Genomic DNA, 19284 nt, shown 5'->3' on the forward strand with positions numbered 1-19284 from the left:
CGTTGGCGCTTAGGAGTTCTGCGGGAATCCGAGGTTGATCCCGCCGTGGCTGGGATCCAACCAACGGGTGGTGACGGCCTTGCCCCGGGTGAAGAAGCCAACGCCCTCGGAGCCGTGGGCGTGCGTGTCGCCGAACAAGGAGTTCTTCCAACCTCCGAACGAGTAGTAGGCCATGGGTACAGGGACGGGAACGTTGATGCCCACCATGCCCACCTCAACCTCGTTCTCGAAGCGGCGGGCGGCGCCGCCGTCGTTGGTGAAAATCGCGGTGCCGTTGCCGTACGGGTTGGCGTTGATGGTGGCGAGGGCGTCGTCGTAGCTGTCCACCCGGACCACCGAGAGCACCGGTCCGAAAATTTCGTCCTGGTAGATGGACATGTCGGTGGTGACGTGATCAAACAGGGTTGGGCCCACGAAGAAGCCGTCACCTTCAGCGTCGGGAACGACGCCGCGGCCATCGACCACCAGCGTGGCACCGGCCGCTTCACCGGCGTCGACGTATCCCGACACCTTGTCCCTGTGCTGGGACGTAACCAAGGGCCCCATGTCGCAACCACGCAGGCCATCGCCGGTGCGCAGGCTGCGGGCGCGGTCAGCGATCCTGTCCACCAGCGCGTCTGCGATGTCGCCAACAGCCAGGAGCGCCGAGACAGCCATGCAGCGTTCCCCTGCGGAACCAAAGCCGGCGTTGATGGCGGCGTCGGCAGCGAGGTCAAGGTCGGCGTCGGGAAGGACAATCATGTGGTTCTTCGCCCCACCCAAGGCCTGGACCCGCTTGCCGTGGGCGGTAGCGGTCTCGTAGACATACTTGGCAATCGGGGTGGAGCCCACGAAGGAGACGGCTTTGACGTCAGGGTGCGTCAGCAGGGAATCAACCGCCACCTTGTCGCCGTGCAGGACGTTGAATACGCCGTCAGGCAGGCCGGCTTCCTTCCACAGCTCGGCGATCCAGTTGACGGCCGAGGGGTCCTTTTCGCTCGGCTTGATGATGACCGTGTTTCCTGCGGCGATCGCGATCGGGAAGAACCACATGGGGACCATGGCCGGGAAGTTGAACGGGCTGATGATGGCCACGGGGCCCAGGGCCTGCCGGATGGAGTGGATGTCCACTTTGGTGGAGGCGTTTTCGGTGTAGCTGCCCTTGAGCAGGTGCGGGATACCGCAAGCGAACTCCACCACTTCCTGTCCGCGGGTAACCTCGCCCAAGGCATCATCCAGGACCTTTCCGTGCTCGGAGGTGATGATCGCAGCAAGCTCGTCCTTGCGGGAGTTGAGGAGCTCACGGAAAGCGAAAAGGACCTGGGTGCGGCGCGCCAGGGAGGTTTCGCGCCATGCCGGGAAGGCGGCTTTCGCGGCGGCGACGGCGGCATTGCCCTCCTCGACGCTGGCCAAAGCGACCTGCCCGGTCACTTTCCCAGTGGCGGGGTTAGTGACAGAAGCGGTGCGGTCGCCGGCCGGGACGTAGCTGCCGTTGATCCAGTGCTCGATGGTGTTCAAGAGTTCTCCTTGGTGAGGTGTCGCGGTTGGAATCAGTCTCCCCGCCGTCGAGTGCTCACAGAAGGAGGCATATGTAAAGGAATTCTGCCCAGCCCTTACACTGTGTAAATGCTTCCTACCGTTAGTGCCGTCCTTGAGCTGCCCGTGCTACGAGCCGCGGACCCCAGCGTGCTGGGCGGCACAGCGGGTCTGGACACGCCCGTCCGTTGGGTGCACGTCAGCGAAATACTCGACGTCGGCGGCCTGCTGTCGGGTGGGGAACTGGTCCTCACCACCGGACTGGAGCTGGAAAAGTCACCGGAAGCGTCGGCGTCGTTCATTCACTCGTTGGAGGCGGCCGGAGCGGCCGGGTTAATCGTGGAACTCGTTGGCCAACGGCAACGCAGCCGGAACGCCCTGGAGAAAGCAGCCCGCACAGCCTCCATGCCGGTGGTTATCGTGGAACGGCGGGTGCGGTTCGTCCAGGTCACGGAGATCGTCCACAGGATGATCGTCGCTGACCAACTCGAGCGCGTGGAACGGGCCCGGGACGTGCATGAAGCCTTTACGGTACTGAGCCTGGAAAGCGCGGACACCCAACGCGTCGTCGAGCAGGCGGCCACCATGATCGGGGCATCCGTCGTACTGGAGGACCTCTCGCACCTGGTGCTCGCATATGCGAGCCAGCACGTCACCACCACGGATCTCCTGGACGATTGGGAGCGGCGCTCCAGGACCACGCCGTTCCCGTCACTCACCGGAAGGTCCGGGCCGGAGCAATGGCTGCAGGCAGCGGTGGGGGTAAGGCAACAGGTATGGGGCAGGCTGGTGGTGCCGATTCCTCCGGCAACTGTTGGCGCCGATGAGGACATGGCCGTCATGGTTCTTGAGCGGGCCGCCCAGACCCTGGCGATCAACCGCCTGGCGGATCGCGATCAGCGAGAGCTCAGCCACCATGCCCAAGCCGGACTCCTGAACTCATTACGCCAGCCCCGCGGACTCAGTGAGGCGGAGGCACTGGCACGTGCGGGCTCCTTGGGCTTGAAACGCTCCTCCTATTACGTGCCGCTCGTTTTCAGGACCGCCTTCCCAGCGTGGGGTGTCCCTGTGGTGCCCACCGACCCCTTCGCAGGGCAGCAGGATGAACGCGAACTTTTGGAGCGACTGGCGAAGGCCTTGAAGTCCACCGCCGGAACAGCGTTGGCGGCAAGTATCCAGTCCGGTTCAGTCGGAATGATCCTTGCCCTCCCGGCCCGGCAACAGGAGGAACCGACGCTGCAGATACTGGCCGAAGCCGCCGCGGGCCCAGGGGTTGAAGTTAGCTCCGGAGTCCGCCCCACCCCCGCAGTTCCTCCAGCCTGGATCATTGGGGTTGGCCGCATGAAAGCTACGCTTCTGGAAGCGGCGGCGGGCATTGACGAAGCGGCCCACGTAGCCGAAAGCGCTGCCACGCTGCGGGAAACCGGCAAACCCTACTATCGAGCTACAGATGTGCGGCTTCGCGGGCTGCTCGCCCTCCTGCGCAAGGATCCCCGGGTCCAGCAATTCGTGGAGTCCGAGTTGTCGGCTGTCCTCCGGGCTGAAGCCGAAGGCAAAGGCGAATATTTGGAGCTGTTGGGGCTCTACCTCGGTTCCGGGGGCAACAAAGCCGCTATGGCACGCAGCGGCTACCTGAGCCGGCCAACGCTTTATGCCCGGCTCGCCAAGCTGGAAGAACTGTTGGCTGTGGACCTGGACGACCCCGAATCGCGCACCTCACTGCACGTAGCACTCCTGGCCCACCTGATCCGGGGACAGTAAAGGGCTGGCATTGGTGCGACCATGGACGGATGGCCAAGCCCTTCACCCTCACGCAACTGCGGTACTTCGCGGTCGTGGCCGAACTCGAGAACATGACGGCAGCGGCTCAGCGGCTGATGGTGACGCAGTCTGCACTATCCGCGGCCATGGCACAGTTGGAGACGAGCCTCGCAACGCAGCTGTTCGTTCGCCACAAGTCCCGGGGTCTGCGGTTGACGCAGAGCGGCCGGCAATTCGCCAAGGACATTAAGTCGTTCCTTGAGCAGGCGGATTCGCTGTATGAGTCCGCACGCGGCATGTCAGCAACGCTTGTGGGCGAGTTGAAAGTTGGCGTTTTCGCCCCGCTTGCCCCGTTCCGCCTTCCAGCAATCCTGCAAACCTTCGAGACCCGGCATCCCGGCGTCGAAGTTTCCATTCTGGAAGCGGACCTGGCCACGTTGCAGGAGGCGCTCATGGATGGCCGTTGCGATGTGGCCCTCACCTACGGGCTGGGCCTGGGCAAAGGATTCACGTACAAGGTGGTGGAGCGCGTTCCGCCACACGTCCTGGTCCATGAGGGACATCCCGCCGCAGCTCGCCTGGAGCGCGAAATTTCGCTGAAGGAGCTCGACGGCGAGCCTTCAGTTGTGTTGGATCTTCCCCATAGCCGGGAGTACTACGAGCAGCTGTACGCCATGGCTGGGGTAGTCCAGAACGTCAGGCATAGGTTCGCAGGCTACGAGACAGTCCGTTCGTTTGTCGCGAAGGGCCATGGTTACGCGATCCTCAACCAGCGTCTGCACAGCGATGTCACTTACTCGGGCGGCAAGGTGGTGCTGTTGGCGCTGACGAACAACTTCCCGCCGATCGAAGTGATGCTGGTCCGACCCCAAGGGGTCCAAACCACCAGGCGGGTGCTGGCCTTCGAAGAGACGTGCCTGACGCTGTATGGAGCGCCGCGAGACTAGATCTACTTCGAAAGCCATCGGAAAAAATGATTGCAGAATCAAAAACAATCAATTGGACATGTGTGATGTGGATCACCGATGGTTGAACCAGTCCGGCACCTGCAGGACCCGGGTAGACCCCCGAAGAGCGCGCAATTGCAGGAAAGCGACCTCGGCCGGACCCCGGTTTGCCATCTTGATCAGAGGAGATTCGATGGTACAGAACAGCGTCGAAAATGTCTGGGCGGTTTCCCCGCACGGACCCACCCGCAACAACGAAGCAATAATTGACGAAATCATTTCCCACAGCCGCAACACTGTTTCGGTTCGAGGAAACGTGGACAACCTAGCGTGGCAGTCATGACCCTCAACACGATCGCCGAACAAGATCCCGCCCAGGTGCCCGCGCCTCCAGCGGCCACAGCTGAAGACAAAACCACGTCCTCGAGAATGCAGCGGCGTGTCCTGGCGGGCGGCAGCGTCGGCCAGTTCATCGAGTTCTACGACTTCACCCTTTACGGCCTCACCGCCGTGGTGTTCTCACAACTTTTCTTCCCCGGCAGCAACCCGCTGACAGCGATGCTGGCAACGTTCGCCACCTTTGGCGTGGCTTTCGTGGTCCGCCCCCTCGGCGGCCTCTTCTTCGGCGCTTTGGGCGACCGGATCGGCCGGCGCCGCGTTCTCACCATCACCCTTATCGCAATCGGCGGAGCTACAGCCCTCATGGGATTGCTCCCCACTTACGCCCAAATTGGAGCCTGGGCGCCGACCCTCCTGGTTCTCTGCCGGCTGATCCAAGGCTTCTCCGCGGGTGGCGAATCCGTTGGTGCCCCGTCTTTCGTGTTTGAGCACGCGCCGGTCAACAAACGGGGTTTCTGGCTCAACATCACCATCGCAGCGACAGCTCTGCCGTCGGTGGTTGCAGGGTCCATGATCCTGATCCTCAGTCAATCCATGCCCAACTCAGCGTTCATGGAATGGGGGTGGCGCCTCCCGTTCCTGCTGGCCCTCCCGTTGGCTTTGTTCGGAGTCTGGATCCGCAGCCGCACAGAGGAAAGCGAAGTCTTCAAGAAGGCACAGTCCGGCCAGACCAAGGAATTCAGCCCTATTCGTCAGGCATTCCGTGAAAACAAGCTCCGAATGGTGCAAGTCATCTTTGTGATGGGCCTGACAGCCATGGGCTTCTACTTCCTCTCCGCCTACTTCGTCTCTTATGTTCAGACGACAGGGAAGCTGAGCCGCGAACAGTCACTCATGGTCAACGCAGCAGCACTGGCGCTCTATGCGATCCTCCTGCCCATCGGCGGGCGGCTCGGGGATCGATTCGGCCGGAAGCCCATGCTGATCGCCGGTTCCGCTTCCTTGGCTTTGCTGTCCATCCCGAGCTTCATGCTCGTGACCAGCGGCAGCCTCCCCCTTGCACTGCTCGGCCAGTCGATCTTCGTGGTGGCGCTCTGCATCTACGGTGGCGGCTGCTATACGTTCTTTGTCGAGATCTTCACAACCAATACCCGCTTCACCTCCGCAGCAGTTAGCTACAACGGGGCATACGCGATCTTTGGAGGCACTGCCCCGCTGATCGGCACCGCACTCGTAGGCGCTACGGGTGTGCCACACGCGCCGGGCCTGTACATGGCGGCAGCCGCCGTCGTCGTACTTCTGCTGATCCTCTTCACCAAAGTGCCGGAGACCCGCGGCCGCATGGGCTGAATCCCGCCGAGCCCGCCGCACTTCATAGCATCCTAAGGACTTCGATGACTTCTCAAACTTTTCTCCAGGACTTCCACCATGTGGCCACTATTGGCGCTACAGCCAACCAAGGCGTTGATCGCCAAGCCGCGACGCCGGATGATGCCAGGACCCGTGACTGGTTCGGCCAGTGGATTCACGACGCCGGATGGCAGCTTCAGGTGGACGGCATTGGCAATATGTTCGGGCTGCTTGAGTGGACACCCGGGGCTCCCTTTATCCTGATCGGTTCGCATCTGGACAGCCAGCCACTCGGTGGCAGGTTCGACGGAGCCTACGGTGTGGTTGCGGCCCTGCACGCCGCCCGCGCCATCGACCTTGAAGTCACCGCGACAGGCAGTGCCCCCCGGTTCAACCTGGCGGTCGTCAACTGGTTCAACGAGGAGGGGGGCCGGTTCGCGCCGTCCGTCATGGGGAGTTCCGTTTTTGCGGGGCTGTTTGACCTTGAACAGATGCTTTCCGTCAGGGATCTGCAGGGATTCTCTGTCCGTGACGCCCTGGACGGCATCGGATACCTTGGCACAGATGCCGGTCCGGAGGCTGCAGGCTACGCGGAAATCCATATAGAGCAGGGACGCATCCTCGAACGTGAAGGCATCAACATAGGTTTGGTAGACAGCAGCTGGTACACGCAGAAGCTGGATATCGAAGTGCTCGGCGAGCAGTCCCACACCGGTGCAACCGCCATGGCAGACAGGCACGACGCGCTGGTGGCGGCATCGAAAATCATCCTCATGGTCCATGAGGTCACCAAGGACTTCGACGAGGAAGCGTTGGTCTCTTCCGTGGGCCAGCTTACCTTGGAGCCCAACTCACCCATCGTCGTAGCACGCCGGGTGCACCTGGTCGCTGATCTGAGGTCCGGCGACCCGGAGATCGTCAATGCGGCCCGTGCCACTTTGCTGGCCGATATCGAGACGCTGGCCGCTGAACAAGACATCAAGGTCAACGTCAAGGACTTTGACATCCGCCCCATCAGGCGATTCCCGGAAGCCGGACTGGACCTGTCAGCCAAGATCGCCGCCAACCTTGGGCTGTCTTCCCGCCGCATCCAGACGATGGCTGGGCATGACTCCGTGGCCATGAACACCGCCGTTCCGTCCGTGATGCTGTTTGTCCCGAGTGTGGACGGCGTTTCGCACTGCGAGCGCGAGTTCACCACCGATCAGGACATGGTGATGGGCGTGGAGATGCTGACGGGTGTTGCCCTTGAGCTATTGCAGGGAGCGCTGGCATGACCGGGTTGCATTACCTCGATGCCACCGCGGCCTTGGGCCTGTTCCGGCGGCGTGAGCTCTCTCCGGTTGAACTGTTGGAAGCCGCGATCCGACGTATTGAAGAGGTAAACGGCGGCATCAATGCGCTGACGGAGACACTCTTTGAGGAAGCCTTGCCAGCGGCACGAAAGGCAGCCAACCAGTATGCCCGCGGACGCGACATTACTCCACTGCTGGGATTGCCGGTGGCCGCGAAGGAAAAGCATGGGATCCAAGGCCGAACACTCTCCCAGGGACTAGTCGCGAGGAAGGACGCCGTCGCGGCGGCCGACCACCCGGTCATTGCCCGGATCCGCAGAGCAGGCGGCATAATTCACGCGCGAACCACTACACCGGAATTGAGCTGCGCAACGGTCACGCACAGCCCGCTATGGGGCGTCACCCGAAACCCATGGAATCAGAAGTTCTCCCCCGGTGGGTCCTCGGGGGGTTCCGGGGCGGCATTGGCTGCAGGGTTCGCGCCCCTGGCAACCGCGTCCGACATCGCAGGATCAACGCGATTACCGGCCTCGTTCACAGGGACGGTGGGTTTCAAGGCACCGTACGGAAGGATCCCGGGGCTGGCCCCGTTATCAGCGGACCATTACCGTGGTGACGGACCCATGGCACGTACCGTGGCAGACACGGCATTGCTGGCGAACATTATGTCCGGGAGGCACCCCGGCGATCACACCACAGTGACCGACGGGACGTGGATTACTCCCGATCCGGGGTCGGTGGCGGGTTTGCGGATAGCGCTTTGTATACGCCTGGGTAATTATCCTGTGGCTCCCGACGTCGAGATCAACACCCGGCGAGTGGCAGAAGCCCTCAGGGCGGCCGGCGCGGTGGTCGAGGAGATCACCCTGCCTTGGACCGTCGAGGAGATCAGCCAAACCATGTTTACGCACTTCGGATATCTGTTGGGCCCGGCAATAGAGGACGAAACGGCTGGTAGCGAGGCTCAACTTGCCCCGTACACCAGGCGTTTCATGGCTGACGCCCGCGCAGCAGCACAGGCTAACCGATACATCGACGGGCTTCGGGCCGAAACCCTCCTGCAGGCGCAGCTCGCAGAGGCCATGACCGGGTTTAGCGCCTTGCTGTGCCCGGCGTCGGCCATCCCGGCGTTGGAGGCGGACGGCGATTACCTGGACGGAATCGACGCCCACGGCCAACGGCTCAGCCACTACTGGCAGGCGCATATGACCGCGCCGTTCAACATCGCCAACCGGTGCCCGGTCCTGGCTGTGCCCAGTGGCATGGCGGACTGCGGCATCCCCACAGGCGTACAGATTGTGGGGCATCCCTTCGAGGATGCAACGGTGTTCCACGTCGGGGCGGCTGTGGAATCCGTGCTTCCCTGGGCTGATCGCCACCCCATGGCGCCTGAACTGGCCGGGCTTCCAATGTAGTGAGGGCTGGCAGCCCTTCAGGCCTAGGCCGGAATGAGCCCCGCAACCTCGGCCACCAGTTCAACCGAGCGAAGGCGTTCCTCGGTACCGATGCTCTGGTGCGCCACTATGAGTTCATCCGCGTCGGCGTGCTTGGCGAACTCGTCAAGGTAGTCATGCACCACGTCAGGGGTCCCCACGGCGGAGAACTTCATCATCTGGGCAATGTGCTGCCCCTGCGGGGAGTCGAGGACCATATCCGCTTCGTCGTCCGTGAACTCTCGGCCGCCGCCAAAGAACAGCGAAACGCGGGCGCGCTTCACCGCAAGGTGGATGGCCTGCGCTTCGGCATTGCTGTCCGCGGCAGTGACGTTCACGCCGGCGATCACGTGCGGCTCGGACAGCTGCTCCGACGGCTTGAACTCGCGCCGGTAGATGGCCACAGCGTCCTGCAACGCGGCAGGCGCAAAATGTGATGCGAATGCATAGGGAAGTCCGAGCTGTGCGGCCAGCTGGGCGCCAAAGAGCGAGGACCCAAGAATGTAAAGGGGAACGTTGGTGCCCTTGCCCGGGGTGGCTTCCACGCCTTGGATCCGGGTGGGCCCTGTCAGGTATCCCTGCAGTTCCAGGACGTCCTGCGGGAACCTGTCCGAGGACGTGTGGTCCCGGCGAAGGGCCCGCATGGTGTTCTGGTCGCTGCCGGGGGCGCGTCCCAGCCCGAGGTCGATCCGGCCTGGGTGGAGGGTCTCCAGCGTGCCGAACTGCTCGGCTATGGTCAGCGGCGAGTGGTTGGGCAGCATGACGCCGCCGGCACCGAGGCGGATGGTGTTGGTGTGCGCAGCCACGTGTGCGATCAACACGCTGGTGGCGGAGGAAGCAATGGCCGACATGTTGTGGTGCTCGGCGTACCAGACCCGGCGGTAGCCGAGTTCTTCGGCTTTCTGCGCCATGGCAACGCTGCCCGCGAGGCTTTCCGCCACCGTCTGGCCCTTCCCGATGGTTGCCAGGTCGAGGATGGAAAGAGGAACAGTCACAAGAAAGGCCTTTCGGTACGCTTCGCGGTGCCGGCACGGTTGATCGCCGGGCACTCTATCGACAACCACCACAATGGCCGCCTTATTTCTGTGAGTTGCGTCGCGCCCCGGATCGCCGCCTCTGCATGGCGTGTTTTATGACCCTGTTCGACGCCCGATTAACCGCCATGAACCCCTGTATCCCAGCGTTTCAGAGTGCTTTGACCCCGGTTGCGGACCTACCGGATAGTTGCAGCCACAAGCACGCATCAGACCTCCCGATGAGGGAACACGAGGAGTACACATGGCAAGTTTTGCAGGCAAGACCGGCGTCACCGCGGCGCTGGCCGCTACCGCCCTGCTGGGGCTCGCGGCCTGCTCGGATCCCGGTGCGACGGCCGCCACGAACGCAACTGCCCCGTCGTCGAACGCTTCGTCCGGCTCCACGACCAAAGAGTTCAACCTGACGCCCCAGCAGGACCGCATCAAAGTCACGGTCGATTCGGCAGCCGCCGCACTGGTCCCTGACGCCATCAAGGCTGATGGCAAGTTGACGGTGGTGACCACCGGAGGTACCCCGCCCCTGAGCACCTTTGCCACGGACAACAAGACGCTCATCGGCAGCGAAGTGGATATCGCATACGCCGTTGGTGAGACCTTGGGCCTTCAGGTCGAAGTCCTTCCGGTGGCCTGGGCGGACTGGCCGCTGGGCGTTGAATCGGGCAAGTATGAGGCGGTTCTCTCCAACGTCACCGTCACAGAAGCCCGCAAGGAAAAGTTCGACTTCGCTACCTACCGCAACGACCTCCTGGGCTTCTACGCCAAGAGCGACTCGGACATCGGTGAGATCAAGGAAGCCAAGGACGTCGCAGGCAAGCGCATCATCGTCGGTTCGGGCACCAACCAGGAGGCCATCCTGGTGCGCTGGGACGAGGAGAACAAAAAGAACGGCCTGCAGCCGGTCGCTTTCCAGTATTACGACGACGACTCCGCCTCCCAGCTCGCACTTCAGTCGGGCCGTGCGGACCTGACGTTTGGTCCCAACGCCTCGGCAGCCTACAAGGCCGCGAAGGATGGAAAGACGAAGCAGGTAGGCACCTTGGAAGGCGGCTGGCCGTTGAAGGCCGAGATCGCGTTCACCACCCAGAAGGGCAACGGCTTGGCAGTAGCGGCCCAGGCTGCGCTGAACACCCTCATCAAGGACGGCGATTACGGCAAGATCCTGGACCGTTGGGGGCTGTCATCCGAGGCTATCCCGGCGTCCGAACTGAACCCGGCGGGTCTGCCTAAGAAGTAGGACGCCCGCTGTGGCAGGGCAGACCTGCCGACGCCGAATCCCCGCCGGATACCAACCGGCGGGGATTCTTGCGCGCTGGCCTTGTCAGAAGTGGGCGGGATCTGTGTTGGCGCCGCAGAGAATGACCGCCACCGTTTCGCCGTCGTGCGGTTTATATGCTCCGGAGAGCAACGCCGCGTATGCCGCGGCCGCACCGTGCTCCACCACGATCCTGTGGTTTTCCCATAGGCTGCGTCGGGCTTGGATGATGTCCTCATCGCTGACAAGCACACTGTGCACGCCGGTCCGGCGGGCAACCCCGAAGCCAATCTCCCCAATGCGCCGGGCGCCCAGCGAGTCGGCGGCGATTCCTGATACGGGTACGTCGACGGGTTTACCTTGGGCGAGCGCTGTGTGCAGGGTGGGGACCGTTTCCGGTTCCACGCCAACCACGCGTGCCCTGCCCTCGGTGGCGGCGGCGATCCCGCCTATCAGCCCGCCGCCGCCGACAGCAACGAGGATGGTGTCGACGTCGGGCAGTTCGTCCAGCAACTCAAGCCCCACACCACCGGCGCCCGCGACGATCTCGGGCTGATCGTAGGCGTGGCAGTAGACGGCGCCCTTCTCTTCCGCGAAACGAACGGCCGCCGCGTAAGCTTCCGCGTACTCCGCGCCACCCTGGACCACGGTGGCACCGATGGCATATAGCTTGTGCACCTTGTTGGCCGGCGCGGATTCGGGGACGAACACGGTTGCTGGTACGCCCAGCTTGGCCGCGGCGTAGGCGTTGGCCAGCCCGGCGTTACCCCCGGAGGCAACCACAATTCCGACCTCGGGATCCAGTTCGCCGTTTTCCTTCGCCGTCAGCAGCCGGTTGAACGCACCGCGGGCCTTGAAGGAGCCTGTGTGTTGCATGTATTCGCATTTGAACCACAGGTGGTAAGGCTCGGCGCTCCCGCTTTCGGCCAGGGGCGTGTGGCGGACCCAGCCAGATGTCCGGGAATATGCGGCTTCAACTTCTTCGCGTGTGACCATGTGGGCGGCACCTTTCGTCCGTTTCATCCTAAGGTCGCTTGGGTGAAGCCGCTGTCATGGGCAGCGAGCGCATAGGCTGGTTCGCATGGCTGATTTCATTCTTCGTCCCTGCGTAGCCTCCGACGCGGCGTGGATCGCCGAGCTTCGTGCGGTGGTGATGCGCCCGGACCTGGAGCGCCTTGGAAGATTCGATCCCGTGCGGGTCCGCGAGCGTTTCCTGAAGGGATTCCAGCCGGAACATACCTCGGTGATCCATTCCGATGGCGTGGATGCCGGGGTGATCGCAGTCCGCCCGGAAGCGGATGCCCTGTGGATTGAACACTTTTACGTGGCTCCCACCCATCAGGGCAAAGGCCTGGGCGGTGCCGTGCTCCGGCATGTCATGGCAGCTTCGGCGGATCACCGGCCGTTCCGCCTGGACGTCCTGCAGGGCAGTCCTGCCCGGCGTCTCTATGAACGCCATGGGTTCGTGTTGGAATCCGAGGATCCCATCGACGTTTTCATGGTCTCTACCGCAACCCCCTGACTGGACCCCCGCAAGTGCGGTAGCCTCAGCACAAACCTACGCACCATCGATGCCGGCTTCCGGGGGGAAACAAATGGGGATTATTCAAGCGCGCACTGTCAGGTTTGCCTCGGCGGCCGTCTTGGGCTTGGCGGCGGGACTGTTGGGCACGGGCCCTTCCGAAGCAGCGTCCCAGCCAACACCGTACATCGACGGCGTCCCATACGTGGGTGCCGAAATGCGCCGCCAATACGACTACAGCTACAACGGTTGCCGAAACCCTGACGGTTCAGGCGACGGGATCACGCTTGAATGGTTGCGGGACGGTGTGCCCCTTCCCCAGGAGCGGCAGGGCGATGTCCTGAAAGTCCTTCCCGAGGACAAGGACGGGCGGATATCGCTGAGGGTGCACCCGCTCACTCCGGGCGCAACCGGTTGTCCCACAGGAACGCAACTGAGCGCGGAAACACGGCCGATCAAAGCGTCCAGCCGGGCGATGGGATGGACGGGGCGCGGCAACTTCGAGCCCCTGGCCCGGACCAACGACGGCAGGCTCATCCTTTACCCACGGACCTACACGTACTACAAGGGCATGTGCGAAGGCCCTTGCCCTGCGTACTGGGGCTCCTGGGACGAACCCCAGCAAGTGGGGCAGGGTTGGAACGTCTTTGACATCGTGTTCTCCCCGGGCGACTTCGACGGCGACGGTTTCAACGATCTCCTGGGCCGGGACGCCGCGGGCAAGCTCTTCCTGTACCCCGGCGATGGTGAGGGCGGTTGGCTGGCCCGCCGGCAGGTAGGCCAAGGCTGGGGCATCTTCAATGCCATCGTGGGACCGGGTGACTTCAACGGCGATGGCACCAACGATGTGCTGGCACGCGACACCGGCGGCGGCCTCTTCCTTTACCCTGGCGACGGCGAAGGCGGCTGGCTTGAGCCCGAGCAGGTGGGGTGGGGTTGGCAGGTCATGAACAAGATCATCACAGGCGGTGATATGAACGCCGATGGTGCGGTGGATATTTTCGGCCGCGATCAGTCTGGCCGGTTGTACCAGTATCCCTCCGACGGCGAAGGTGGCTGGGAGCAGCCTGCACAGGTCGGCGTTGGGTGGGAGGCGTTCAACGTCGTGGCCGGACTCGGCAGCTCCGGCCACTCCAAATACAACGAGCTCTCTGCAGTGGACGCCGACGGCAACCTTCTCGGCTACACCACAGGCGCATCAACCGGAGCGTTGTACGGCCCGTACGGGCCGATAGGTAACGGTTGGAACGTCTTCAAGGATCTGCTCTAAAGCGGCTGCCCCAGCACCGTCAGCTGAAGGCTGATGGTCCCACGCGAAGGGTCGACGACGGCGGCAGCCGCCTCGCCGCCGTCGGGCGCCTTGCCGCGCCGGTCCGGCGTGAAACCAAACCAGCGACGGCAAAGCTGCAGCAAGAGCCCCGTGTTCACGAGACCCGTACCGACTCTTCGGAACGCACCGGCGTCTCAAGCCCCAGGTTTTCCCGGAGCGTGGTCCCGCGGTACTCCGTCGGGTACACGCCGCGTTCCTGGAGCTCGGGCACCAAGTGGTTCACGATGTCGTCCAAGCCAGTGGGGATGAGCCACGGCGAGATGTTGAACCCGTCCACGGCACCCACCCGTGCGTACTCGGCCAGGTGGTCTGCCACTGCGGTGTACGAACCCGTGAACGTTGAGTCGATGCGCGCCGTCTTGGACGTAACGAACCCACGGATGGACAGGCCCTTGTCCTTGGCCTCTGCACGCCACTGATCGGCGAGCTGGCGGGCTTTGGCGCCATGGAATCCACTGCCGCGCGTCTCGGACGTTTCCTCCACCACGGGATCGATCTCAGGGAGGGGACCGTCAGGATCGTAGGCGGAGAGCTCCCGGCCCCAGAACTGTTCCAGGTATGCGATGGCCTGCTGCGGACCGATCTGCAGGCTGCGGACCCAGGCCTTTTTCTCCTGTGCCTCCTGCTCGGTGGCGGCAAGGATGAACTCGCTGGCGGGCATGATCTGCACGGCGTTGGCACCGCGTCCGGCAGCTACGGAGCGCGTCACGATGTCACGCCGGAACTCCACCGCGTCATCGAACCTGGGGTGTGCCGAGAAGATCACGTCCGCTTGGCGGGCAGCGAAATCGCGGCCTTCGGGAGAGTCGCCCGCTTGGAAGAGCACCGGGCGGTACTGGGCGCTGCGCGGCAAACGCGGTGTGACGTCCACGGTGTAGTGCTGCCCCTCGTGCCTGACGTGACGGGCGGGACCGGTGGGTGTCTCCAACGAGTCCCAGATGCGCTTGGCCGTTTCAACAAAGGCTTCCGCGTGCTTGTAGCGGTCGGCATGGTCCAGGTACCCACCCCGGCGGAAGTTGGCTCCGGTCCAGGCGTTGTCCGTGGTCACCACGTTCCACGCGGCCCGGCCGCCGGAGATCAGGTCCAGCGACGACAAGCGGTGTGCCAGGTCGGCGGGATCGTTGTACGTGGTGTTTTGGGTGGCGACGAGGCCGATGTTCCGGGTGACGGCCGCGAGCGCGGCGAGCATCGTCTGCGCGTCGGGCCGGCCCACCACGTCCAGCGCATGGGGGCGCCCCAGATGCTCGCGCAGCCGCAGTCCTTCGCCGAGGAAGAAGGCCGCGAATTTTCCGCGTTCGGCGGTCTGGACGATGTGGCGGAAGGACTCGAAGTCCGTTTGTGATCCCGATTCTTCCGCCTTCCAGATGGTGCCCGAGTTGACGCCTTGGAAGAAGATGCCGAACTGGATCTGGCCGCTCGGCTGGAAAATGTCTCGTGTCATGGTGGTCCCCTACTTTCCGGCGGCGGTGGCCGCGGCAGATGTCGAATAGCGGTTATCCGCCGGCCCCAGTCCCAGCACGTCGCGGAACGTCCCGTCCTGGATGGGCGCCCGCAGCGAACCACGGCGCCTGAGTTCCGGAAGGACCAGCCGTGACAGTTCCTCCAGGTCCAGGTCCACCTCAGCGGGGTGGACGCGAACGCCGTCGGCCTCCTGAAGAAGCGAGTCCAGAAGTTCCGTCAGGTCGGCTGCGGTGCCAGCGAACCGCGCGCGTCCGCTTTCCGTGGAAGCCGCCAAGCGCGCTGCGGCGTCCTGCCCGCGCGAGTCCAGGACGACGTCGAGCTCCGCAACGACCGCAACAGCGGCACCAAGCCGGGCCCGCACGTCCCGGACCTCGGCAGCCAGCAGCTCCGCGGTAGGCGCGGAGACGAGGACTGCGTCGACAGCATCCACGGGGACCAAGCCCTCGCCTACCAGCGACGCCGCAGCGAGCACGGGCAGCTGGCCCTGGAGGGGCCTCGGGATGATGGACGGGCCCTTTACCGAATATGGCGTCCCGGCAAAGTCCGCGGGCGTTTCAAAGTCGACGTAGTGCAGTTTGTCGACGTCAATGTAGCGCCCGGTAGCGACGTCGCGGATGACGGCGTCGTCCTCCCAGGAATCCCACAAACGGCGGCCCACCTCGATGGAGGCGGCAGCTTCCTGCGCCAGGACGTCACCTTCAACAAAGGCGCGTCCGACGGCGGCGGCCGCCTCAGGCGATTCCGCTGCGGTAGCGATCCAGCCGGCACGCCCACCGGAGACGTAGTCCAGGCTGGCAAGCTGGGTGGAAATGTGGAACGGCTCCGTATAGACGGTGTCCACTTCCGGCACCACAGCGATGGTACGCGTGATGGGCCCGGCGAAAGCTGCCCGCTGGAGTGCGTTGACCCGACCGGCGGCGGGTGCGTCTTTGAATGTTGCCACGTGGAATCCGGCGGACTCGGCGGCGAGGACGGCAGCGGCGAGGTTGCCGTAGCCCGCCCCGTCCAGTTCGATGGCCAGGAACCCGGCTTGGTTGTTGTTGCTGCTCACTTCTGGTCCTGACGTTCGTAGGGGATCTTTTCGCCGGCTTCGATAGCCACAGGAAGCCGGTTTTCGGCGGGCGGCAGCGGGCAGGTCGCGAGGTCGGTGTAGGCGCAAGGGAGGTTCACGGCCCGATTGAAGTCGAGCTGGACAGTTCCGTCGGCGGCCGGAACTACGGACAGCGAGCGGTTGGCCGCGTAGGTTGTCTTACCGGAGGTCTGGTCGGTGAACAGCACGGACAGCGAGCCCGGCGCGTAGCCGTTGAACGCGGTCAGCGCCAACTCCTCGCCGGCCAACCTGAAGCGGATCTCACCCGGAGCTTCGTACACGTGCTGGATGCCTTCCACCGCGGCCCCCACCGTGGTGGCGCGCGGTGTCTCGAACGGCACGAAGGTACCAGCCACGGCAAAGGCGGCGTTGGGCGTGTAGGCGGGCGTCCCTTGGTACTGCTTCAGCAGCTGGTTTTCGGGATTCCGCGGGCGCACGATGTACTCGCCGCCGCGCTTGGCAACCTCGATCACGGTGTCGCCGGAAACCAGGTTGATCCCGCCGCGTTCCTCGATGGGTCCCAACGCTACGCTGCCGCTGAGCTGGACACCGTCCCGCTCCAGGCTTTCGCCCGGCTCCAGGACAACCCGTACGACGTCGTCATCCGCACTCCAGGTGCCCGGCGCGCCTTCCAGCCGCGTCGCCTCGCTGCTGAGCCAGTGCAGGTGGGTCACTGCGAGGAAGCCATGCGGGTGGGCCCGGTTGCGCTCGTGGGCAGCGTGCCATTCCTGCCATTCCTCGTTAAAGGCTTCGAGTGCTGTTTCAGTGTGCAAAGACATGGGCGTTGTCCGTCCTGTTGAAGGCGTGGTCGGCGGTGACTGTTGCTGCGGCGTCGGGTTCGGTGGCCCCGGCAAATTCCGGCCTGCCACCGAACGGATCCCCGGATTCCCACAGAGTGGTGGGGGCTGCGGCGCGGACGGCCGGGATGACCTCCAGGGCGAAGCGCTCCAGGATGTCCAGCTGCTGTTCGAACGGCAACGTGGTGGGCAGGGAGATCGATTGGAGATCGTGGCCGTACAGGGAGTGGTAGCTGAGGATCTTGTCGATCACCTGTTCCGGGCTTCCCACCAGAGCGGGGCCCTCAGCCACGGCGTGCTCAATGTCGCGGAATGGCGAGTTGTTGCCTGGCACGTTCCGGCCCGCAGTCAGTCCTTCGTATACCGGGCCGTATTGGCGGATGGCTTCCTGGGTGGTGTCCGCGATGAACACTCCACCTGCGCCGCTGCCCGAGCCAAGATATTGGTGCCGTGGATCATGGCCGTGGCGCTCGTACTCTTCGCGGTAATGGTCGATCAGGACCTTGTAGTTTTCCCGCGGCTGGATGGCGTTGGCCGTGAACAACGGATCGCCCCACTTGGCGGCGAGCGCAGCCGACGTCAGGGTTGTAGCCGAGCCGTGCCAAATCCGGGGCGACCCCGCAAAGGGGCGTGGCGTCGTCGTCGTTGGTTCGGTGAGGGCAGGCCGGAAGCGACCGGACCAAGTGACGCTTTCCTTGCGCCACAGCGTCCGCAGCAACGCGTATTTTTCGGCCAGGAGCTCCCATTGATCGTCCAAGGACAAACCGAACAACGGGTACTGCAGGACCTCGTTGCCCTTGCCGATCACCAATTCCAGGCGTCCGCGGCTCAGCTGGTCGATCGTGGCGTAGTCCTCGGCCACCCGCACGGGATCCAGCACGGAGAGCACTGTGACCCCGGTCTGGAGGCGGATGCGGCTGGTGACGGCCGCGATCGCGGCGAGGACCGTCGTCGGGGATGACGAGACGAACTCACCGGCGTGGCGTTCCCCGACGGCGAAGCTGTCGAAGCCGAGTTCCTCCGCGCGGCGGGCCGTCTCCACTACCTGGTTGAGCCGATCGGCGGTGGAGACAATGTCCCCCGTCACCGGATTCTTCAGGTGCGGAATGATGTCAAGGACCTGGAACTTCATTTGCCGGTACCAAACGTTGCTTCTGTGACGGTCTTGGACTCGGTCACGGCTTCTTCGGAGAGGCCCCAGCGTTCCAGGACCTTGGCGTAGGAGCCGTCCTTGATGGTGGAGTTCAATGCGTCCGTGATTGCCGGGGCCAGTCCGTTGCCCTTGAGTGTGGTGGCGGCAACCAGGGTTTCAGCGGGCCAGCCGGCGTTGACCTTCCCTACTACCTTGAGGTCGTCACGCGTGTTTTCGCGGTACGTCACAGACGGGTAGGGAGCGAGGTTCAAATCCGTGCGGCCGGAAGAGAGCGCCAGGATGGTGTCGGCGTCGGAGGAGTAATACTGCAACGTGGCCGGCGCTTTGCCCTTGGCTTCGAGTTCCTTGTTCCAAGCCAGCAGGATTTTCTCCTGGTTGGTGCCGGAGCCCACGGAGATCTTCAACCCGGAAATGTCGTCCGAACCCTTGATGTCGTAGCTGGAGCTCTTCTTCGCTTCAAAGCCCATGTAGGCGGCACGGTACGTGGAGAAATCGAACAGCTTCACGCGGGCAGCGTTGATGCCCACGTTGGAGAACACGGCCTCGAAGTCACCAGACTGCGTCTTGAGCGGCCAGTTCTCCCACGAAGTCACCTGCACGTCCAGTTCCAGTCCGAGCTTGTCGGCCACAAGCTGGGCGATGTCCACCTCAACGCCGATGGGCGTCTTGTCATCGGTCGCGTGGAAGGACAGCGGGATGGAGCCAGCCGTGGTTGCGACAGTCAGCTTGCCGTCCTTGGCGATGCCCGCCGGAACCTTGGCTGCCGCTGCGGCATCCTTCTCATCGCGGATCCGGTTCTGGTCAACGGAGGTGTTGTACACAATGCCGTTCTTGGCAGCTTCGGATTCCGGCTTGGCAGCCGACGCCCCGGGATCGGAGCACCCGGCCAACACCGGAAGCACGACGGCGGGAAGTACAGCGAGTGCCAGGAGCTTGGTTTTGGTGAGACGCAGCGTGGTTTCATGTGCGGCGAAGGCGTGGGTCTTGCGAAGCATGGAGGGA

At 63.8% G+C, this 19284-nt stretch carries 18 protein-coding genes; 9 read left to right on the forward strand and 9 right to left on the reverse strand.

The window, feature by feature from the left end; genetic code table 11:
* Positions 1–9: 9 nt before the first annotated feature.
* Complete coding sequence (locus tag AC5RU9_RS19915; RefSeq protein WP_494017825.1) at positions 10–1497, reverse strand: CoA-acylating methylmalonate-semialdehyde dehydrogenase; 1488 nt, start codon at positions 1495–1497, stop codon at positions 10–12.
* A gap of 108 nt (positions 1498–1605) precedes the next feature.
* Here AC5RU9_RS19915 and AC5RU9_RS19920 point away from each other — a divergent pair, with 108 nt between their 5' ends.
* The 6 genes from AC5RU9_RS19920 to AC5RU9_RS19945 all read left to right on the forward strand — a co-directional run bounded on the left by AC5RU9_RS19920 (position 1606) and on the right by AC5RU9_RS19945 (position 8622).
* On the forward strand, positions 1606–3276 hold the full coding sequence (locus AC5RU9_RS19920) for a PucR family transcriptional regulator (RefSeq protein WP_494017826.1): 1671 nt from the start codon (positions 1606–1608) through the stop codon (positions 3274–3276).
* Between the two features lie 29 nt (positions 3277–3305).
* Entirely contained in the window at positions 3306–4223 is a 918-nt protein-coding gene (locus AC5RU9_RS19925; RefSeq protein ID WP_494017827.1) for a LysR family transcriptional regulator, read from the forward strand.
* A gap of 193 nt (positions 4224–4416) precedes the next feature.
* On the forward strand, positions 4417–4566 hold the full coding sequence (locus AC5RU9_RS19930) for a hypothetical protein (protein WP_494017828.1): 150 nt from the start codon (positions 4417–4419) through the stop codon (positions 4564–4566).
* On the forward strand, positions 4563–5912 hold the full coding sequence (locus AC5RU9_RS19935) for an MFS transporter (RefSeq protein ID WP_494017829.1): 1350 nt from the start codon (positions 4563–4565) through the stop codon (positions 5910–5912). The genes AC5RU9_RS19930 and AC5RU9_RS19935 overlap by 4 nt, the downstream gene beginning before the upstream one ends.
* Before the next feature lie 44 nt (positions 5913–5956).
* Entirely contained in the window at positions 5957–7189 is a 1233-nt protein-coding gene (locus AC5RU9_RS19940) for a M20 family metallo-hydrolase (RefSeq protein WP_494017830.1), read from the forward strand.
* Positions 7186–8622 (forward strand): amidase, encoded by a 1437-nt coding sequence (locus AC5RU9_RS19945; protein ID WP_494017831.1) that lies wholly within the window; start codon positions 7186–7188, stop codon positions 8620–8622. The genes AC5RU9_RS19940 and AC5RU9_RS19945 overlap by 4 nt, the downstream gene beginning before the upstream one ends.
* 23 nt (positions 8623–8645) lie before the next feature.
* Here the strand turns inward: AC5RU9_RS19945 and AC5RU9_RS19950 are convergent, their stop codons facing one another.
* Complete coding sequence (locus tag AC5RU9_RS19950) at positions 8646–9635, reverse strand: LLM class flavin-dependent oxidoreductase (protein WP_494017832.1); 990 nt, start codon at positions 9633–9635, stop codon at positions 8646–8648.
* Positions 9636–9918: 283 nt separating this feature from the next.
* On the opposite strand from AC5RU9_RS19950, the gene AC5RU9_RS19955 reads away from it, so the two are divergent.
* The gene (locus AC5RU9_RS19955) at positions 9919–10911 is read left to right on the forward strand and encodes an ABC transporter substrate-binding protein (RefSeq protein WP_494017833.1); all 993 of its coding nucleotides are present in this window, start codon (positions 9919–9921) and stop codon (positions 10909–10911) included.
* An 84-nt stretch (positions 10912–10995) separates the two neighbouring features.
* On the opposite strand, the gene AC5RU9_RS19960 is transcribed toward AC5RU9_RS19955, so the two are convergent.
* Positions 10996–11925, reverse strand: a complete 930-nt coding sequence (locus tag AC5RU9_RS19960; RefSeq protein WP_494017834.1) for a threonine/serine dehydratase — start codon at positions 11923–11925, stop codon at positions 10996–10998.
* Positions 11926–12010: 85 nt separating this feature from the next.
* Between AC5RU9_RS19960 and AC5RU9_RS19965 the strand changes: the two genes are divergently transcribed.
* Together AC5RU9_RS19965 and AC5RU9_RS19970 are read left to right on the forward strand one after the other, a co-directional pair.
* A complete protein-coding gene (locus AC5RU9_RS19965) occupies positions 12011–12451 on the forward strand; it encodes a GNAT family N-acetyltransferase (protein ID WP_494017835.1) in 441 nt (146 codons plus the stop codon).
* 73 nt (positions 12452–12524) lie between these two features.
* The gene (locus AC5RU9_RS19970) at positions 12525–13721 is read left to right on the forward strand and encodes an FG-GAP repeat domain-containing protein (protein WP_494017836.1); all 1197 of its coding nucleotides are present in this window, start codon (positions 12525–12527) and stop codon (positions 13719–13721) included.
* Here the strand turns inward: AC5RU9_RS19970 and AC5RU9_RS19975 are convergent.
* Genes AC5RU9_RS19975 through AC5RU9_RS20000 form a run of 6 tightly spaced genes read right to left on the reverse strand, consistent with a single transcriptional unit; the run spans position 13718 to position 19277 of the window.
* Positions 13718–13879 (reverse strand): hypothetical protein, encoded by a 162-nt coding sequence (locus AC5RU9_RS19975; RefSeq protein ID WP_494017837.1) that lies wholly within the window; start codon positions 13877–13879, stop codon positions 13718–13720. The two genes, AC5RU9_RS19970 and AC5RU9_RS19975, sit on opposite strands and share 4 nt — an antisense overlap.
* The gene (locus AC5RU9_RS19980; protein ID WP_494017838.1) at positions 13876–15222 is read right to left on the reverse strand and encodes an NtaA/DmoA family FMN-dependent monooxygenase; all 1347 of its coding nucleotides are present in this window, start codon (positions 15220–15222) and stop codon (positions 13876–13878) included. The genes AC5RU9_RS19975 and AC5RU9_RS19980 overlap by 4 nt, the downstream gene beginning before the upstream one ends.
* 9 nt (positions 15223–15231) lie before the next feature.
* Entirely contained in the window at positions 15232–16293 is a 1062-nt protein-coding gene (locus AC5RU9_RS19985) for an LLM class flavin-dependent oxidoreductase (RefSeq protein WP_494017839.1), read from the reverse strand.
* Entirely contained in the window at positions 16290–17111 is an 822-nt protein-coding gene (locus AC5RU9_RS19990; RefSeq protein ID WP_494017840.1) for a DUF1684 domain-containing protein, read from the reverse strand. The genes AC5RU9_RS19985 and AC5RU9_RS19990 overlap by 4 nt, the downstream gene beginning before the upstream one ends.
* Positions 17095–18261, reverse strand: coding sequence for an LLM class flavin-dependent oxidoreductase (locus tag AC5RU9_RS19995; RefSeq protein WP_494017841.1), 1167 nt, complete (start codon positions 18259–18261; stop codon positions 17095–17097). The genes AC5RU9_RS19990 and AC5RU9_RS19995 overlap by 17 nt, the downstream gene beginning before the upstream one ends.
* Positions 18258–19277, reverse strand: a complete 1020-nt coding sequence (locus tag AC5RU9_RS20000; protein WP_494017842.1) for an ABC transporter substrate-binding protein — start codon at positions 19275–19277, stop codon at positions 18258–18260. Before AC5RU9_RS20000 ends, AC5RU9_RS19995 begins: the two co-directional genes overlap by 4 nt.
* Positions 19278–19284: the final 7 nt, after the last annotated feature.

It is taken from the genome of Arthrobacter sp. B0316-5-4 (assembly GCF_059090325.1).

Bases quoted from the DNA above. Each gene is read 5' to 3' on its own strand.
- AC5RU9_RS19935 (WP_494017829.1), top strand. From the start codon at position 4,563: ATGACCCTCAACACGATCGCCGAACAAGATCCCGCCCAGGTGCCCGCG.
- AC5RU9_RS19955 (WP_494017833.1), top strand. From the start codon at position 9,919: ATGGCAAGTTTTGCAGGCAAGACCGGCGTCACCGCGGCGCTGGCCGCT.
- AC5RU9_RS20000 (WP_494017842.1), bottom strand. From the start codon at position 19,277: ATGCTTCGCAAGACCCACGCCTTCGCCGCACATGAAACCACGCTGCGT.
- AC5RU9_RS19925 (WP_494017827.1), top strand. From the start codon at position 3,306: ATGGCCAAGCCCTTCACCCTCACGCAACTGCGGTACTTCGCGGTCGTG.
- AC5RU9_RS19980 (WP_494017838.1), bottom strand. From the start codon at position 15,222: ATGACACGAGACATTTTCCAGCCGAGCGGCCAGATCCAGTTCGGCATC.
- AC5RU9_RS19960 (WP_494017834.1), bottom strand. From the start codon at position 11,925: ATGGTCACACGCGAAGAAGTTGAAGCCGCATATTCCCGGACATCTGGC.
- AC5RU9_RS19945 (WP_494017831.1), top strand. From the start codon at position 7,186: ATGACCGGGTTGCATTACCTCGATGCCACCGCGGCCTTGGGCCTGTTC.
- AC5RU9_RS19930 (WP_494017828.1), top strand. From the start codon at position 4,417: ATGGTACAGAACAGCGTCGAAAATGTCTGGGCGGTTTCCCCGCACGGA.
- AC5RU9_RS19990 (WP_494017840.1), bottom strand. From the start codon at position 17,111: ATGTCTTTGCACACTGAAACAGCACTCGAAGCCTTTAACGAGGAATGG.
- AC5RU9_RS19940 (WP_494017830.1), top strand. From the start codon at position 5,957: ATGACTTCTCAAACTTTTCTCCAGGACTTCCACCATGTGGCCACTATT.
- AC5RU9_RS19920 (WP_494017826.1), top strand. From the start codon at position 1,606: ATGCTTCCTACCGTTAGTGCCGTCCTTGAGCTGCCCGTGCTACGAGCC.
- AC5RU9_RS19970 (WP_494017836.1), top strand. From the start codon at position 12,525: ATGGGGATTATTCAAGCGCGCACTGTCAGGTTTGCCTCGGCGGCCGTC.
- AC5RU9_RS19995 (WP_494017841.1), bottom strand. From the start codon at position 18,261: ATGAAGTTCCAGGTCCTTGACATCATTCCGCACCTGAAGAATCCGGTG.
- AC5RU9_RS19965 (WP_494017835.1), top strand. From the start codon at position 12,011: ATGGCTGATTTCATTCTTCGTCCCTGCGTAGCCTCCGACGCGGCGTGG.